Consider the following 18,292-nt stretch of genomic DNA (forward strand, 5'->3'; position numbering starts at 1 on the left):
GGGATGATAAATCCCCAAAGATAAGTAATATCAAATAAAGAGGCTAAAAATTCAGCCTCTTTATTTATTTCAAGAGATAAACGTACAATTATTTGCGCGTTGCAACAATCACACTTGATGCTTTCACTAGAGCTAAAACATCACTGCCTTTTGCCAATTTCATTTCTTGTAGGCTTTCATTTGTAATAACAGCCGTAAGTGCTAAACCTTTCGCCGTTTCTAAATGAACAGTCGCGTTCACCGCACCTTGTGCAATTTGAGTCACTTTACCTGTAAATTGATTACGTGCAGAAAAATTTAAACCGCAATCAGGTAGTGCTAATACAACCCATGGTGCTTTAATAATGGCGATTGCTTCACCCTCTTTCTTGATCTTTAGAGTGTCACAACTCTCTTTAGTAATAATTGTGGCAAGTTTTTCACCATGTGCTAAAGATAAAATGACTTCGTTATTTACGGCACCTTCAATAATATCAACAACTTTACCAACTAACTGATTACGTGCTGAAACTTTCATTTACCCACCTTATTATTGATAAGAAATTATATTAATAACACTATCAAGTTATTTGGATAACCTTAGCATAAATATTATTAAATAAATTACTCTTAGATCATAGATTAAAGTTTATTTATTATTTAATAAAAATATAAAAAAATAGATAACTTAATTCCTATCTGTATTAAAAGGAGTTTAAGCTATCTATTATTCAAATTGGCTAAATAGACTTATTGCCCGTTCTGAGCAAATGCCGCTAATAAATGTAAAGCTGAAGAGTAATAATCTGTATCTTTACTTAAATCGACATCTTCAATAGGTGTTTTCAGCGTTAAATCTCTTACTGCCATCATACCAGGAGTAAGGTTGTATTCAGCGCGCTCTTGAGCATCAATACTAACCCAAGCCGGGGTTTTATCACGATCAAATTGCTGCCAATATTGCACAAAAGGTTGTAACGCTAATTCATCATGTGCCCAAGCTAAATAAAGCGGAATACGTATTGCATCAAAACTAAATCGTGCAGGCCATTTTTCACTGGGCTCTATTTTTCCATCGGGAAATAAACTTACCCAGTCTGTTGGTAATTGATATTCACCAAATCGCATATTTCTAAGTAAAGACTGGCTATCATTAATTAACGCTTTCCAACGAACGTCTTTACTCGTACGATAAAAATCTTTCCATGCAGGGAAAATAAAATAGGATGGGTTTATAATAATTTCTTCTGCTGTTTTAAAGCCATTAATACCAGGCAAAAGTACAGTATAATTTTTTGTCTTAACTAAAGTATGTTCCAAAATAGCGTGTTGAATAGAATCAGAAGCAGAAAGATAACTTTCATCATTCCATTTCTCACCGGCTTTTAATAATGCCCACGCAATTAAGATATCACCATCTGTGGCATTATTAGGATCAGGAGTGTGTTCACTATTTTCGGGCTCATAGCGCCATTTAAATAAACCTAAATCGCCACGATAAAGAGAGGTTGCTGTCCAGCGCCATAACTGATTAAAAGTTTCATGATCATCGCTCATTACAGCCATTAACAGGCCATAGCCTTGACCTTCAGAATGTGAAATATTTTTATTAGCGCTATCTATAACTCGCCCATCATCCTTAATATAGCGCTCTTTAAACTGTTGCCATCCTACTTGAGTATCTGCTGCCTGTATTGGGGAAGAAACCATAAGCAACAAACCTAAAATAAAAAAGCTAGAAAGTAGATAATTATAACGAGATAAGTGCCTAAAAGACATTGCATTTCTCTCCTGCTATTGCCGACCGCTATCTTATTTCGGTCGGCATATTGCATATCATTTCAATATAAACTCAAAAGATAGCTGCTATCTCTTGTGCTTCATTTGTTTCATCTTCTTCTATGACTTCTGTTTTAGCTAACAATGTCTTTTCACAGAAGTCCCGCATCCAAGAAGAAAAATCATCTTTTAATGCAGAATTATGTAGGCCATATTCAACAAAAGCTTTCATATACCCTAACTTATTACCACAGTCATGTGATTTACCCACTAAGGTATATGCTTCAGCGACTTCTTTTTTCAATAATAAATCAATCGCATCCGTTAATTGAATTTCACCACCGACACCAGCAGGTAGACCATCTAATAATTCCCAGATAGCTTCAGAAAAAACATAACGGCCAACAACAGAAAGGTTAGAAGGCGCATCTTCAGGATTGGGTTTTTCCACGATACGACGAATAGGAGCCCAATTACCTTGAGGACAGAAAACACCTTCACAATCTACAACACCATATTGTTGTACTTGGCTGATTGGTACAGGTTCAACCATGATTTGACTACGCTCTGTTTTTTCAAAACGTTTTATCATTGCTGATAAATTATCATGCTGAGGATTGCAATAATGTGCATTTAATAAAACATCAGGCAGTAAAACAATAAATGGGTTATTCCCTATCACTGGGTGCGCGCAGCAAATTGCATGGCCTAAACCTAAAGCATGACCTTGGCGAATTTGAATAATTTTGACATTATCAGGACAGATTGAACGCACTTCTTCTAATAATTTATTTTTAATACGCTGTTCCAACATATTTTCTAATTCAAAGCTGGTATCAAAATGATCCGCAATTGAATTTTTAGAAGAGTGAGTAACTAAAATAATTTCCTCAACACCAGCCTGAGCACACTCTTCTACAATATATTGAATTAAAGGACGATCAACAATAGGTAGCATTTCTTTAGGAATTGATTTCGTTGCAGGTAACATACGAGTACCTAATCCAGCAACAGGGATAACTGCTTTCATCATAATAAAATCCTCTAATAGACATTTAACTAAAAATAATATTTAGTATTATTTTAAATTTACTCTTATATTTCATCAGGGAATGACAGATATATTTTAAAAATAGTCACCTCCCTCTTCGTTAAAAAGAGACAACCTTATTTATATATCTTTATTAAATAATTATTTAAAATCCAGAATAAAATCCATATTTATTACCACCCATTTCTTTTATAGAATAAAGTGTTTTATCTGCAGATTTTAATAATTCAGATAATGTTTTTCCGTCTTTAGGATATTCAGCAATACCTAAACTAATTGAAGGCGTTAACATAAATTCCGAATTAATATTGATGGGTTTTTCCATGGATTTCCAAAGTAATTCTATTATTTCTAATAAAATAACAGAACAAGAACGTAATCCTTTAGGAAAAAGCACAGCAAACTCATCACCACCGAGACGTCCACAATAGACTTCTTTATTTTCTAATTGTGACAACCGTTTTGATATTTCACACAATACTTTATCGCCTGCATGATGCCCGAATTGATCATTAATAGATTTGAATTTATCGCAATCTATAATACCAAGACAAAATGATAAAGGTTGTGAAATATTTAATCGTTCATTCTCAATTCTTTCAATAATACTTAATCGATTAGATATTCCAGTTAATGAATCAACATAACTTTTATTAAACAGTTCATTTCTTAGCTCTACCTTATCAGTAATATCTAAGCTAATAAATACATAGTGAGATATGAAATCATCTTTATCAAAAACAGGAATAATACTAATATCTTCCCATATATCTTGTTGAGTATTATTGTTTCTTTTAGCCTCTAATCGATAGACTCCTTTATTATCATTATTGCTATTTTCACAACAATTAATTTGATTCTCATCAATTAAATTAAATAAGCTGTATTTTTTACCTTTTATATTTTTAAAGTGAACATTATTGAACTCACAATATTTATCATTTGCATAAATAATGATGCCATTAATATCTGTTACTAACATCATAAAAACATTATTAGTAAATTGCTTTATTAATAAGCATTTAGAATTATCATCATTAAATATCATATCATTCATTATTGACCTCCTATACTCATCAATAAAGCATATATATTATTATTCGACTGATGAGTTATGTGCATAGCGAAAAATAAAGACATCTTTTGCGTCAGTAGGTTGGCGGTGCACTTGCATTTTGGCATTACCACCTTGATTCGTTAACCAGCCTTCATATAACCCTTCTAAAACCCCCGCACTTGCAACACGCCACTGAGCATCATCTTGGCTTTGCGTAAAATGAGGCCATGCACAATGAACCAATAAAAGCTCACTCATTGCTGGAGATATAGTGACAAAACCCCATTTAAATAGTGTTAATACACGATTAATATGTGATTCAAGTAATTGAATATTTTCACTTTCAGGTAAAGGATAACGTAAGGCAATATCTTTACCTATATTCCTTAATTTATTTCCAGCAGTAGAAATATCATTGTCATTTAAAATTTGAAAAAATAATAATTGAGTTAGATCTTGCCAGCCACTTTCAAAAGGTAATTGTAAAATATCGCTATCATGCTTATTCATTATTTATCTCCTTAATTATTTAGACAGGAAATCTGGAGTATATTTTAAGTGTAACCACATATTATCTTCAGCATAATCACCCGATGTATCATGCGATAAGCTGACACCTAACTCGGTTTCTTTGTTTAAATAATATTTCGCGTCTAAACCTAATCTGTAAGTAAAATTTGTTTCGTCTTGTTCTTCGTACTGGGATTTAATACGAGGATCGCTCGCATTCTTTTTATTTAATGCGTTTTGCATATAACCATGTGTTGGAAAATAATCACTGCCTTTTTGTTTGTAACTTTGTATCCCTATTGCACCATTTAATGAGACTTCACCTTTTTCAAAACGGCGGGTATAAGCAACAGGCAATGATACAGACACATAATCTTGCGGGCTAAAGTAACCTCCGTGTCCTAATGAGAAGTAATTTTGGTTATTCCTAAAGTTCATATAATCAACATGCACACCAGCTTTTACTTCTTGTTGATCATCTTTATAGAACTTAGCATAAGAGCCTATCCACGCTTTCACTTCATCATTACTCGCAACACTTTTACCTTGGTAGTTATAGAAACCACCACCAGCATAAGCTCCTATTTTTCCATCATCCCAAGCATATTGAACTTTAGCGCCGTTACGTGTTACACGCCCCCAACTTTCGCCTGTCATAGGATCAGTACGCCCCATATAAGAAAGTAGACTATCTTTTATGGCTCTGCGCTCCGCTGTCAGTGTTAATTGCCCATTTGGGCTAATTTGAGGTGAATATGTGAGCCCCCCAACAATCGTTGCCGTATCTTTACCTAATGGCGTTGAACCCACATCAAAGCTGACATCCTTGTCTGATAAACGCAGTCCTAATTCAACACCTGAAGCACGTTGACTACCTGCTTCATCAGCATTAATTTTATTTTTCTCGTCATGGTTATCGCTATTTTTAGCAAAGCGTTCAGCATGTTGAAGCTGACCCGTACCAAATCGGTTAGCTCTTTCTCCTGAAACCGAACCACTTGTCATCGAAACAGGGTTAACATTCAGTTCCCAACGAAACTCTTCACCTGGTACATTCGAAATACTGATTGGTGCTGAAATTTCAGTGACATTAGACAATCCTTTATCACCATTACGATGACGTATAGCGACACCGCCTTGTACCCACGGTGCAACCTTTTCTTCTAATTCACGAATAGAACGTTGAACCGATGCCATCTCTTTACGTTCATAGATAGAACCAGCAATAACGGGATTGTCACTTTCCCCTAATACACTTAATTGGCCTGCTGAGGTTTTTAATGTGTTATCACTGTTTTGCCATTGCGCACTACGCAGTAACGTTAATGCTTTGCGATTTTCACCATTTAATTGCGCAATTTGCGCCGCTTGTAATAAATAAGCAGGTTGTGAAGATGAAGGAATTTGCTGCAATAACTGCTGTGCTTTTCTTCCATCTTTTTGTGCTAATGCTACGTCAATTTGAGCTTGGATTAATTTGCTATCTTTTCCTTGCTCTTTTTCCAAGTAAGAAAGAATTTTATTTGATTGTTCCGGCATTGATTGCGCTAAATAAACACGACTTAATGCCATTAATAAATCGGGATCATTCGATGATGTTTTTAAGGCAACGACTAACAAGTCATAAGCTGCTTTAATTTCGCCTTTTTCACGTAAGCTATCTGCTTGTGCAACTTTAGTGGCAACTTCTAAACGTTTTTTCTCAACAATTGGTGTTTCTTGTTGTAAAGCTGGATCATTAATCAAGCTAGATGCCTGTGTATAGCGACCTAATTCATTGAGGACATTGATATGACCAGCGTAGTTACCTATCGAGCCTTTAGTGCCTTTTGCAATATCACTTTCAACTAATTGCAACGCTTCATCATTTAATCCGCTGTTAACCAATTTCTCTGCTAATTCACCCACATCATTTGGATAATCAGCTACTTGATTAATTAATGGGCGTAAAATATTACGCATTGCAACAAGGTTTCCTGACTGACGATAATGGTCAGCTTGCGCAAGTTGGCGGTGAAAGCGAGCACGCTGTAATAACTCTTTTTCTGCTTCAGTTTGTTGGTGATGGCCACTTAACAAGTTAAAAACTTTATCCCACTCTTTTTGCTCAACATAAAACAGAGATGCCACATAATCAGAGTCTTTTGTTCTACGGTTTTGTAGCTGTGAAATAATATTTTTTGCACCAGCACTATCACCATCAGCCGTCATTAGGCGTGCTAAATCGAGGTAAACCCAGTTATTTTGCGGGTTTTTACGCTGAGCTTGTAAAAGTAATTGTCTTGCTTGAACACGCTGACCATTTTCTAACGCTTTTTGCGCTTCACGACGTAATTTCTCAGAAGGATCTGTGTTCGCAGTAAGTTTTTGACGCAAAGAGGCAGATTGTTGAGCCAGCAATTGCTCTGCTTTCGTATTCTGTCCTTCCTGAACTAATAAATAGTAATAAGCAGAAACTACTTTTTCATTACGGCTATTTTGCTGATAAAGCCCTGACAGTAATTGGTGAGCTGCGGGTAAGTTACCTTGCTTACGTAATAAGTCAGCTTGTAATAAGTTGGCAGACAACCCTTTTTCACCTGAAGCCCCCGTTAATGGTGCTAATTGATCAAGAGCTTGTTGAATATTCCCTTGTTTAGCACGTTGTTGTGCGCGACGTAATTGCGCATAAAAACCCGCATCTTCCGCTTGTTGCTTCCATTTACTACCTTGTTCGCCACCTGATTGTGCTGCTTGATTTAATAAACGCTGACCTGTAGTTAAATCACCTGAACGCAGTGCGATATAACCTAAACCTGCCAAAGCTTGCGCATCATGGTTATCTGTCGCTAAAGCTTGTTTGAAATAACCTTCGGCTTCTTTCAATTTACCTTTATTTAATGCGGTATAACCTGCTTGACGTGCATTACCTTGAATAGCGCCTTGGAAATGTTCTGCAACCGCTTTATCGTTCGGGTTTGCTTGCAAATAAGTTTTATATAACACTTCATCATCAGGACGAACATTCAACCATAACAGAGCTTGGCGTATACCTTTTTTGACTGACTCATCACCTGAGATATTACCTAAAATGGTTATTCCTTCACGGCGAGTCTCTTCGTTATAAGTTAACGTTAATCCTAATGCTTTTTGCGTTTCTTTATTCTCAGGCATTGCTGCAGCACGTTGCTTTAATCCCGTAATAGCTTGAGGCAACATTGCGGGTACACCCGCCATGGTTTGATAATATTCTAACGCCAGTGTTTCTGGTGGCTCACTGCTAACAAATAAACGTTGATACGCTTTTATCGCTTCTTCATGTTGTCCTTTCTTTGCTAATTCTCTGGCATATCCTAATTGTTGTTCACTAAATTGTGATGATCGGATATTTTTTAATCCTCCAATTCGTGGATCTTGCGGTGCAATTTGTGCAAGTTTTTCTCGCCAATACGTTGCTTGTTTTTCATTACCTTGTTGCGCCGTAAAAAATGCCATTAAATACAGCGCATCCTGATTATTGCTTTCCATAATCAGCACCTTTTGCAGTGCTTCTACAGCTCGCTCGTCGTGCGCTCTACCGTGCCAATAATTAGCTTGTTCAATAAGAGAACTGACAATATTTGGATCAGTTGCTGTTGTATTTACCTCAACGGCTGTTGCTTGAACTTGACTTGAAGCCCCTAGAATACAACCTGCATAGATGACTTTAACGATGATATTAAGTGCATGATTTTTCATCTTATATCCCCCCTTATTTATCTGAACGATGCTGTGATATCTGATGTAAACGACGAGTTGAACGACGTTGTAACCAGTAATAAGTCGCGAACCCCGTCAGCGCACAAAAACCAACCGCTAAAAGACCCAGCAAATATACGTGTCTAGAGCTATACCAAAGGAATTGTTGTAAGAAAGGTAAGTCACCTTGCGAGAAGTGTTCACCTAAATGGAAACTTTTTACGGTATCTTTACCACTAATAAGTGTGATATCGCCTTTAATAGCCGCATTTATTTGGGCTAAATTTAAGTCATTGATAATGGTTTTTATCGAATCATTACCTTTAGCTGTAACCAATACGACAACCCTATCGTTTGCCCAAGGTGAGATAAAACTCATCATGCCACGCCAATCTTTTACTGAAGATAAGTAACTTGCAGCATCACTACTTTGAGATAAATAATCGCCAGCAATCCAGCCTTTTGCTTTATCAATCAATGATTGAGATTTGATTTCAACGTTTTTATTTAAAAATGAGAACGTTTGTTGTGAAAAACGCGCAGGTAGAAATCCTTCACTACTTAATGAGCCAATCGCAAGCACATCGTGTTGAGAGAGGTTATTTTTCTCAAGCTCTTTAGCACCTAAGAAAACTGAAGCATGAGAAACTGGTGTACCTGTGGCATAACCTGATCTCGCCATTAAGTTCACTAAGGTATAAAGCTCTTCTATTGTTGGATTTTCAGGTAGCAACAGTGTGGTTTGTGAAAAATCTGCACGACGACTAAATGGAAATGACGCACCTGAAAAATAAGCCAAGTTCGGCATTCTTGAGTAGTGCCAAGTATTTTTAAATTGCAGCGTTGATTGCGGATCGATTCGGCTAATCAAACTACTGCCATCCGTTAAAATACACGGTGCATCATCGGGTTCACGTAAATCAAAATAAAACTGTAATTGATTCTGGCTATAAATTTGACGAGGGTTTAAATAGAGTGTGCTGTTTTGCTCTTCACTCTCCATACCTAACCATTGCCTTAATATGCCTAAAGGTTCTGAACGCGCTGGATACAATGCACCTAAGAATTGGTTATTCAAAGAGGCAATTAATGAAGAACGACGACTATTTATTTTATCCGAATGAGGGAATACATATTTCAAATCTAAAGGTAGTGCATCACCATCCCACCAAAAGAGATCAGGAGAGACTCGAAATGAAAACTGATTCGGTGCGTGGTTAATACCTTGACGTGAGAAGTCATCACTACCATTGGCAATTTCACTTAACGTAACCGGTTTGTTGGTATTTAACCAACGAGGAGCATCGTAATCTTTACTCATCGCAAGCGTTTGAAACGGCACCACTAAGTGATCGTTTTGTGGCAATTTTCCATTATTTAATGCCCATACCGCTTGACGAAGAGATTTCTCATTATCACCGCTGATCAATAATAATTTGAAAACAGGATCAACCGGGTTATCAACAATAGTTAATTGCCCACTATTTCCTGAAGGTAATGTAATACCCGCAATAGTTTGTCCTGAATAGCCAACTAAAACACCATCACTTTCAGGTAACTGATTCATTAAAACCGGTAAATCAATTTGCTTAATATCATGGCTAAAACTACCAAACCATGATGCAGCAATAGCTGCCGTTGTTACCTCCGCATGATCAGGTTTATCTGACAATATGATAGGTAACGAGGTCGCTGTCATTCTGTCAGGATCAAAGAACGGTAGGGGCAATCGTTCCAAACTATACCCGCCATTAATCCAGCGACCTCGATAATCTAATGATGAATCTGGTGAAATAATCAGACTTAGTCCTTCAGCCAGTGGAGGAATACATTGGTTTTCATCCAATGCATCACGACTGGCTAAACGAAAGCTAAGGTTATTCACATTCGTCAACATCATTTCAGGAATTTCTAAAACATATTCATGCTCTTGCCCACCTTCTTCTAAAGGTAGAAATCCTATAGGTTGACCATTTAGCATTAAGTGAAGTGTTTGATCAGATTGAATTAATCCTTGAGATGCTTTCACTTTCATCGTTAATGTGGCGTTATCAATAAATAAATCGTTCGCCATATTAAACGTCACACCAGAAAGTAATTTTCTTCCTGATAACACGATAGGTGATGGACTGCCCATCTGTGCTAATGTTAATTGCTCTTCAATATTACGCGCTTCAGATAATGCACCACCTCCAAGTTGGATCGGGTTATTTGCATTTTGTTGTACAGAAGAATGAGCATAAGAAGTCGGATCAGGTAAAAGCTCTCCTCCTAGCTCTAACATTCCGGTATCTGCTTGAGAAAGATTGATACTTGCAATCGCTATCGCCGTCAGGCTTAGCATTAATGTCAGTTTCTTTTTCATGCTTAATCATCCCCGTTAATAGATTGCACAGAGAGTGAAGCTTTTGCTTTCGTTCTTATTGCTGGTGCTTTCACTTTTTGGCGACGCCCAAAGAACAATTCAAAAATACAACGCGTAATACCTGCCAATTCTTTAAATGGCTTGTCCTTATAATCTGCTTGATGGATCCATGCATCAGCACGACCAAAAACAATGCGCACTAATTTACGGCGAAGATTTAAATCAATAGGCAAGAATTCAAGACGGAGTTGATTGCTTTCTAAACTCACCAGATCAACAGGAACAGTAACTTCATCTCGTTGTACATTCAGAGTGATTGACGTGACATTACGTTGGCGAAGTTCAGACATTTTATTCACAGCAATGCGAACACCTCCCATTGAAATATCTTCAGTGGTCGTTGTTAACTCAGCACCATCATCAAAATGTAACGTAATCGGTAGAGATGCATTGATTCGCGTATTCTTACGAATTTGTCGAGTCTCTTTACCCACGGCGATAGAGGCAAGAATGATAAATAAACTGTAAGTCGCCCAAGTAAGGTTTAAAACAATAACCAGAGGATCAATACCTTGGAAATCATTCAATAGGTAACGAACAATAACCCATGAAATCCCAGTAATAAGCAGGAGTGCAGTAATAATTAATGGGCGTACAGTGAGGTAATCCATATAGCTTTTATCAAGCAAGTCACCTTTATCTGTTACGTTAAACTTACCTAATTTTGGTGAAACTAAGCTCAGTAAGGTAGGTAATACCAAACTAAATGCCATGACGGTTTCATAAATTTCCCCCCAAAAAGAGTAACGGTATTTACCGATATTTTTCGAGTTTACATAAACCGACATGATTAAGTGAGGTAATGCATAGGCAAATATCATGCTTGCGGATGAAGCGATAATATTAAGGTTAAATAACATAAACAGTAACGGTGCAGTCAAGAAGATGATACGAGGCAAACCATACTGAAAATGGAGCATCGCATTGAGATAACATAAACGCTGAGGGAATGTTAAACCACGGCCCAACATAGGATTATCAACACGGAATATCTGTGTCATCCCTCTAGCCCAACGAATACGTTGATTAACGTGTAATGCTAAACGTTCTGTTGCAAGACCGGCAGCTAAAGGAATATCAATAAATGCAGAGTTCCAACCTAAACGTTGTAATTTAAGCGCAGTGTGTGCATCTTCGGTGACCGTTTCAACAGCAATCCCCCCAATTTCTTCAAGAGCACTACGACGCATAACAGCACATGAACCACAGAAGAAAGTTGCATTCCAGTTATCATTACCACGTTGAACAGGGCCATAGAAAAGTGCGCCTTCATGCGGTGCATCTTTAGCTGCACTTAAGTTACGTTCAAATGGGTCTGATGAGTAAAAATAGTGTGGAGTTTGGATCAACGCTAATTTTGGATCTTCAAGGAAACTTCCTACCGTTGCTTGCAAGAAAATACGTGTTGAAATGTGGTCACAGTCAAAAACACAGATTAGCTCACCGTCTGTTAATCCCATCGCATGATTTAAATTACCCGCCTTAGCGTGATCATGAACTTCTCGTTCAATGTAAGTTACCCCAACGTCACCAGCAAATTGTTTAAATTCTTCACGACTACCATCATCCAATATATAAACTTTCATTTTATCTTGTGGATAATCGATAGCTTGTGCAGCGAGGACCGTATCACGTACAACATCTAAGCTTTCATTATATGTTGGAATATAAATATCAACTGTAGGCCATTGAGAAACATCTTTAGGTAAGGGGGCTATTTTTCTATTTAATGGCCATGACGTTTGGAAGTATCCTAGGACTAATATTATCCAAGAATAAATCTCAGCCATAAATAAACCACTACCTAAAATAGCCTCAATTGTTGTATTAAAATTTAAAGTATTTGTTGCACGCCAGTAGAGATAACGCGTTGACATCAACAATGAAATAAAAACCATCGTTAATAATCGTTTTTTTGATTTTTTAAAACCGATAACAAATAACAGCAATATATTGATAATACCGAATATATATTGTTGTTCGGCACTCATTGGCATAACAATAAGTGAAAACATTGTTATCAATAGAAAAGCCGTAATTAATGTTTTAAATATTTTATTCATAAACCTGTACCTTTGTCATCGCCATAGATCTTTTCTTAAGACAAAGGCACCCCATCGATATTAATAAATATCGAAAAGAAACAAACCTATCTTAAAAATAAAATAACAATGGCTAAAAATTGACACCAGTCAATATTATTTATTTACACAAAGCGTTTTTATTATTTAGATTAGACAGAGGCAATAAATGAAAATATCTCTTTTAGTGATATATTTTCATGAGCATAAACTCTATCAGTTTCTTTGCTATCAAATATTTTATTATCTGATAACAACTTTTCCTTGCTCTTAATTAAATTGTCTTTCTTTGCTTTAACAGCTAAAGCATCCTGGTGATAAGAAGGAATAGGCGATGAGATAACAGGCTGTTTGAGTTCTTTTTTCACTAAAAACGAAGTTTCAGAAAACGTATCATTACTTAACTTACTAAGTTTATTATTATCTTCTTTATTCGTAACAACCGGTTCTATTTTATTATCAACATGTTGTGTTGTAGAGGAAGAAAAATCTTGAAAAGCAAAGGCATCTTCCTGAAACTTATCTTTTAGGTTACTAATATCATCATACATAGTGTGGCCCCCTTTAATAACAAGTACTCTATAAACCTTATTCAATAACTTAATGCCCATTCAAAATAAAGAAGAGAGAGCCTTATAGATATTTTTCACAATATGTTAAAAACATATCTTTATAAATTCATATTGAAACTCTCATTAAACTTTCAATTAATGAACATCAACTATATAGGGTAAAATAATCTTATAAACACTAATCTATTTAATTACAAATAAGCATCTTTATATTATTAGTAATGATTATTTAAATTAAATTGTATAATTATTTTAATGAAAAATACAACATCAAAAAAAGTACAAAAAGAAAAATGACACTCATTTTCACCTTATAAAAATGAGTATTTTTACTTACTGCTATATTTATTATTACTACCAAAAGCAGTGCCTTTTTCACCTAAAAAAACAGGTAAAAAAAACAGATAATAACTAGAGTTAACTAATAACAATTTGTATAAATTTTATAAAAATAAAATTCTAAAATAATTATTTATTGATATTATTTCTTCTAAAAATCAAAGAACCTATCAAGATCAATTTTAATCCCCTTTCTTTTTCCCACTCAAAAAAAGACTAAAAAAATGATAATTAAAAACAAAAAAGATTATTTATTCATATTGATCATTATCAAAACAGATTCTTTTTTTACACCTAAAAAGTGTTTTTATTGTTTTTTATCATATTACGATCGTTTTATTTTAATGAGAAAAAATAAAATACATCAGAGTTGATTAAGTTTTAGAAAAAAACATGACAAGAAAAGACAAAACTAGATTATCAATCTATGATTGGTTTTATTACTCTCTTATAGTAAATACCGCTAAGAATAACCAGTATTTTAGAATAATTAACTTAAGTAATATTTTATTTATAAAATGATATTGTTAATTTAGCTTAACAAACTCATAAGCGTGATTTGGTTCAAATAATAAATGAAATAATGAAAAGTAGCACACAAAAAAGATATAACATATTGAATAAACTATAAATTAACAACAATAGTAGTTATAAATACCAATAACTAGTATAAATACCAATAATTGTAATTTTTTATATTAAGAATACTTAATTAACTACACATTTATACTAAGTAAGAGATATCGTTTTAAGATTATCTTTTTGTGTGATTATATAAATAAAGAAACACTTTATTTCGATTTTTTTAAGAATAATCTCAGTAATCTAAGTTATATTTTTTTTATTATTTAGCAAAAAATAATCAAATAAAGATGAATTTAATAAGAATAAATTAAAAATAGCGGAATCGCTTCACCTACTCACAGAATCGCAAAAAGGCACTCTATCCTTCTTTACTTCTATGCTATCTTTATTATGTGAATTAGGAGTATTCAACATAACGGGAAAAAAGATGGATTTAGCACAATTAAGAAAAGAATTTCGTGCAGGAAAGAAAATAAAGTACATCTACTTTTGGGGACACCAAAGTAAAGGTAATGACATCGCAAAAAGTTGCTTTAGCCAATGGTATCCAGCACCTTTTATATTAGATGATGTGCGTTATGCCAGTGCTGAACACTATATGATGGCTGAAAAAGCGAAGCTATTTAATGATATAGAAGTTAGAAATCGCATTATTACTGCATCTAATCCGGGCTCAGCAAAAGCATTAGGCAGAGAAGTAAAAGGATTTGACCAAGACATTTGGGAGCAACACCGTATGGATATTGTTATTCGTGCCAATATCGCTAAATTTTCCCAAAATAAAGAGCTCGGTAACTTTCTGATTTCAACAGGCAATCGTGTGCTTGTTGAAGCAAGCCCTGTTGATAAAATATGGGGCGTCGGTTTAAGTGAGCAAGACAACGAAATTCACAATCCCCTTCTTTGGAATGGGTTAAATTTATTAGGCTTTGCTCTAATGAAAGTACGTAGTATTTTGATTGAAGGTAGTAATCAATAGATAAAGAAAACTCAACTGTCACCAATCACTGTTCTTCTTTAACCTAGTGTATATAAGCAGTAGAGATAACTTAAGTATTGACTGAAATAGAAATGACCACGTAACGACAACTTTGTCGTTGCTATAAATAATATTTACAGAATAATTAAGAGACTGATATGTATTATGGTTTTGATATGGGCGGCACAAAAATTGAGCTTGCCGTTTTTGATAAAGATCTCACTCAAGTATGGCAAAAGCGTGTTCCAACACCTAAAAATGACTATCAAGCATTATTGAATGTTTTTAAAGAACTGACTTTAGAAGCTGACAATGAAATAGGTTATAAAGGAAAAGTAGGAGTTGGTGTTCCTGGTATTGTGAATGCTAAAGAAGGAACAGTATTTACTACTAATGTTCCAGCAGCTAAATACAAGCCAATGATCCACGATCTCGCACATATACTCAATAGACCTGTTAAAGTTGAAAATGATGCTAACTGTTTTGCCTTATCGGAAGCTTGGGATCCTGAGTTTCGTCATCACCCTTCTGTACTAGGTCTTATATTAGGAACTGGCGTAGGTGGTGGTTTTGTTATTGATGGTAAAGTCTTGTCAGGCAAGAATGGGATTGCTGGTGAAATCGGTCATATGAATCTGAATGTGGATGCAGATAACGTGATCGGCGAAACGATGCCAAAAATTATTTGTGGTTGTGGTAAAAAAGCATGTTTTGAAACCTATTTATCAGGCCGTGGTTTTGAACGTATGTATAAAGCCTTTAATGATGCACCACAAAGAGCGGTTGATATTGTTGAGCAATATTATGCGGGCGATAAAAAGACCCAAGAGCATGTTGATCGCTATATGAAAGTACTTGCGATTTACCTTAGCAATATTCTTACGGTACTTGACCCTCATTTAATTGTTATTGGTGGTGGATTATCACAATTTAACGCACTGTATGAGCTATTACCTGAATATCTCTCACACTGTGTTTACGGAAATGCACAAATTCCATTAATAGAAAAAGCTCGTCATGGTGATGCAGGTGGCGCTCGTGGAGCTGCTTGCCTTAATTTATTAGATTGATAAATAACAAAGAGTCTTTCTTCTTTTATTAAAGACTCTTCTATTTATAGCGTTTTATCAACGTCATCACATTATTAAGGCTACCGTTATGGATAAAGTTTGGTTTAAAAAAAGACTCACCTTTCTTGGCGGGTTAACTATCATATTAGTCTTACTTCAACTTATTAACTCACTATTTTCCATATCTCTTCTTCAATGGGGGATTATTCCAAGAACGGGTGAAGGTTTAATTGGTATTTTTATCGCACCTTTCATTCACGGATCTTGGTCTCATCTATTTAGTAATCTACTCCCATTTCTTATTCTTAGCTTTTTATCTATGACACAATCTCTACGAGAATATGTGTTATCCAGCATATTTATTATTATCGTAAGTGGTTTATTAGTTTGGATTTTTGGTAGAAATGCTATTCACGTTGGTGCAAGTGGATGGATTTTTGGATTATGGTCTTTACTTATTGCACACGCTTTTACTCGCCACAAAATTATCGATATTGTCATTGCCCTCTTTGTTTTATTCTATTATGGATCAATGGCCTATGGCTTAATCCCAGGGCAATTAGGTGTATCAACAGAATCACATATTTCAGGTGTCGTTGCAGGGTTACTTTATGCATGGTGTGCAAGAAAATTAATACGCCGTAAAAGCCAAGTAGTAGAAGTGGCTAAATAGCCACTTCTTTATAAAGCAGTTACTTGTGACCAATTGGCAGTATTGTTCTGCCATACATCTCATTTAATACTTCAGCCATTGCCAGATAAAAAGCACTAGCACCACAAATAATACCTTCAAAACCTGCAATTTTTAAAATCAGAGCATTACCTGTGATATTTCCGATTGCCAGCAAAACAAATAAAATTGTCAGACTTAAAAAGACAAACTGGAGTGCTCTATTGGCTTTTAACGTGCCAATAAACATGAAAAAGGTAAATATTCCCCATAGCGCTAAAAATACCCCTAAAAATAGAGGGGTTGTTGGCTCACTTAACCCCATTACGGGTAATAACCAAATTCCTACTAATGTTACCCAAAAGAAGCCATAAGAGGTAAATGCAGTAGCCCCAAAAGTATTGCCTTTTTTGAATTCAAAAATCCCAGCAATAACTTGAGCTATCCCACCATAAAAAATTCCCATACTCATAATGACGGAGACTACTGGGAAAAAACCAGCATTATGTATATTCAACAAAATCGTTGTCATACCAAAACCCATTAAACCTAATGGACCCGGATTGGCAATGCGTTCGTTAGTCATAAAACCTCTAAAAATAACAGGGGAAAATTAAAAAAAATTTGAAGGCGCTGGATGATAAGAGGTAATACATCTAAAAACAATGATCTTGCAGAGTATATTTTTGAATAACGGTCTACACTGATCCCAAGGGGAAATAACTAGAGGATTTAACTTAAAGAAAAGAAGTCTTTAGTGATAGATGCTTGTGTTGAAAAAAACAACACTATAAAATATAAATCTAGTTTTCAAACTTTAATATCAATTATTTGATATATTAATACTTAAGTTTACCTTTACATACTGTTTTATATGTAAAATTGAAACAAAATAAGTACTATAATTAGTTATATTTTAAACCAAAAGCGAGCTTGATATGAAAAAAATTCTTGTATTATTAATTGGTAGTACGTTGGCTTTTGCATCTCAAGCCAATACAACATCTCATAATAATGGTGGTTTTGTTTCTCCTCAAGGTACTATCCAATCAAGTGCTGACCAAGGGGGATTTAAAGGTCCTTCAATTAGTGAAACCACTGTCGCAAAAGCAAAAGATCTTTCTGATGATACTTGGGTTATCTTAACAGGCAAAATCACCAAAAAAATTGGTAATGAGCTATACGTTTTTGAAGATAGCACCGGTGGTATCAATGTAGATATTGACAATAAAAGATGGCGCGGACAAACAGTAACCCCAGATAATACCGTCAGAATTGAAGGTAAAGTTGATAAAGAGTGGACAAGCGTAGAGATCGACGTAAAACAAATTACCATTATCAAATAATTTATCTTTAAATAAAATAGCCTGATTATTATAAAAGCTAATATATTTCAATATATTAGCTTTTTATTTTTCCTTTTTATATCAACTAAAAAAACATCAAAAAAGATACACAAAGTATTATTTATATCTTTG

Annotated in this window: 14 protein-coding genes; 4 read left to right on the forward strand and 10 right to left on the reverse strand. The window is 35.0% G+C overall.

All coding sequences use genetic code 11. The features are described from left to right. Positions 1-88 precede the first annotated feature (88 nt). The 9 genes from QSH13_RS11165 to QSH13_RS11205 all read right to left on the reverse strand — a co-directional run bounded on the left by QSH13_RS11165 (position 89) and on the right by QSH13_RS11205 (position 13,150). The gene (locus QSH13_RS11165; protein ID WP_109398545.1) at positions 89-517 is read right to left on the reverse strand and encodes a TOBE domain-containing protein; all 429 of its coding nucleotides are present in this window, start codon (positions 515-517) and stop codon (positions 89-91) included. Positions 518-729: 212 nt separating this feature from the next. Continuing rightward, complete coding sequence (locus QSH13_RS11170; RefSeq protein ID WP_196544655.1) at positions 730-1,758, reverse strand: family 8 glycosyl hydrolase; 1,029 nt, start codon at positions 1,756-1,758, stop codon at positions 730-732. A gap of 73 nt (positions 1,759-1,831) precedes the next feature. Beyond that, complete coding sequence (gene galU / locus QSH13_RS11175; protein ID WP_109398547.1) at positions 1,832-2,791, reverse strand: UTP--glucose-1-phosphate uridylyltransferase GalU; 960 nt, start codon at positions 2,789-2,791, stop codon at positions 1,832-1,834. 163 nt (positions 2,792-2,954) lie between these two features. Next, the gene (locus QSH13_RS11180) at positions 2,955-3,866 is read right to left on the reverse strand and encodes a sensor domain-containing diguanylate cyclase (RefSeq protein WP_286039147.1); all 912 of its coding nucleotides are present in this window, start codon (positions 3,864-3,866) and stop codon (positions 2,955-2,957) included. Between the two features lie 39 nt (positions 3,867-3,905). Further along, a complete protein-coding gene (gene bcsD / locus QSH13_RS11185; protein ID WP_109398549.1) occupies positions 3,906-4,376 on the reverse strand; it encodes a cellulose biosynthesis protein BcsD in 471 nt (156 codons plus the stop codon). Between the two features lie 15 nt (positions 4,377-4,391). Then, positions 4,392-8,093 (reverse strand): cellulose biosynthesis protein BcsC, encoded by a 3,702-nt coding sequence (locus QSH13_RS11190; protein WP_286039148.1) that lies wholly within the window; start codon positions 8,091-8,093, stop codon positions 4,392-4,394. Positions 8,094-8,106: 13 nt separating this feature from the next. Then, positions 8,107-10,458 (reverse strand): cellulose biosynthesis cyclic di-GMP-binding regulatory protein BcsB, encoded by a 2,352-nt coding sequence (gene bcsB, locus QSH13_RS11195; RefSeq protein ID WP_286039149.1) that lies wholly within the window; start codon positions 10,456-10,458, stop codon positions 8,107-8,109. A 2-nt stretch (positions 10,459-10,460) separates the two neighbouring features. After that, positions 10,461-12,581 (reverse strand): UDP-forming cellulose synthase catalytic subunit, encoded by a 2,121-nt coding sequence (gene bcsA / locus QSH13_RS11200; RefSeq protein WP_109398552.1) that lies wholly within the window; start codon positions 12,579-12,581, stop codon positions 10,461-10,463. A gap of 170 nt (positions 12,582-12,751) precedes the next feature. Further along, positions 12,752-13,150: a hypothetical protein gene (locus QSH13_RS11205; RefSeq protein WP_109406955.1), complete on the reverse strand. Its 399-nt coding sequence runs from the start codon at positions 13,148-13,150 to the stop codon at positions 12,752-12,754. Positions 13,151-14,522: 1,372 nt separating this feature from the next. Between QSH13_RS11205 and ybiA the strand changes: the two genes are divergently transcribed. The 3 genes from ybiA (at position 14,523) to QSH13_RS11220 (ending at position 16,817) form a co-directional block, all read left to right on the forward strand. Continuing rightward, the gene (gene ybiA, locus QSH13_RS11210) at positions 14,523-15,074 is read left to right on the forward strand and encodes a riboflavin biosynthesis intermediates N-glycosidase (RefSeq protein ID WP_109398554.1); all 552 of its coding nucleotides are present in this window, start codon (positions 14,523-14,525) and stop codon (positions 15,072-15,074) included. Positions 15,075-15,232: 158 nt separating this feature from the next. After that, complete coding sequence (gene nagK, locus QSH13_RS11215; protein WP_109398555.1) at positions 15,233-16,144, forward strand: N-acetylglucosamine kinase; 912 nt, start codon at positions 15,233-15,235, stop codon at positions 16,142-16,144. 88 nt (positions 16,145-16,232) lie between these two features. Next, positions 16,233-16,817, forward strand: a complete 585-nt coding sequence (locus QSH13_RS11220; protein ID WP_109398556.1) for a rhomboid family intramembrane serine protease — start codon at positions 16,233-16,235, stop codon at positions 16,815-16,817. A gap of 19 nt (positions 16,818-16,836) precedes the next feature. Here the strand turns inward: QSH13_RS11220 and satP are convergent, their stop codons facing one another. Beyond that, positions 16,837-17,400 (reverse strand): acetate uptake transporter, encoded by a 564-nt coding sequence (gene satP / locus QSH13_RS11225; RefSeq protein ID WP_109406954.1) that lies wholly within the window; start codon positions 17,398-17,400, stop codon positions 16,837-16,839. A gap of 352 nt (positions 17,401-17,752) precedes the next feature. On the opposite strand from satP, the gene QSH13_RS11230 reads away from it, so the two are divergent. Further along, positions 17,753-18,160 carry a YgiW/YdeI family stress tolerance OB fold protein gene (locus tag QSH13_RS11230; protein WP_109398557.1) on the forward strand — a complete coding sequence of 136 codons (408 nt, stop codon included), beginning with the start codon at positions 17,753-17,755 and terminating at the stop codon, positions 18,158-18,160. Positions 18,161-18,292: the final 132 nt, after the last annotated feature.

The organism is Proteus faecis (genome assembly GCF_030286765.1).
Lineage (GTDB): Bacteria > Pseudomonadota > Gammaproteobacteria > Enterobacterales > Enterobacteriaceae > Proteus > Proteus faecis.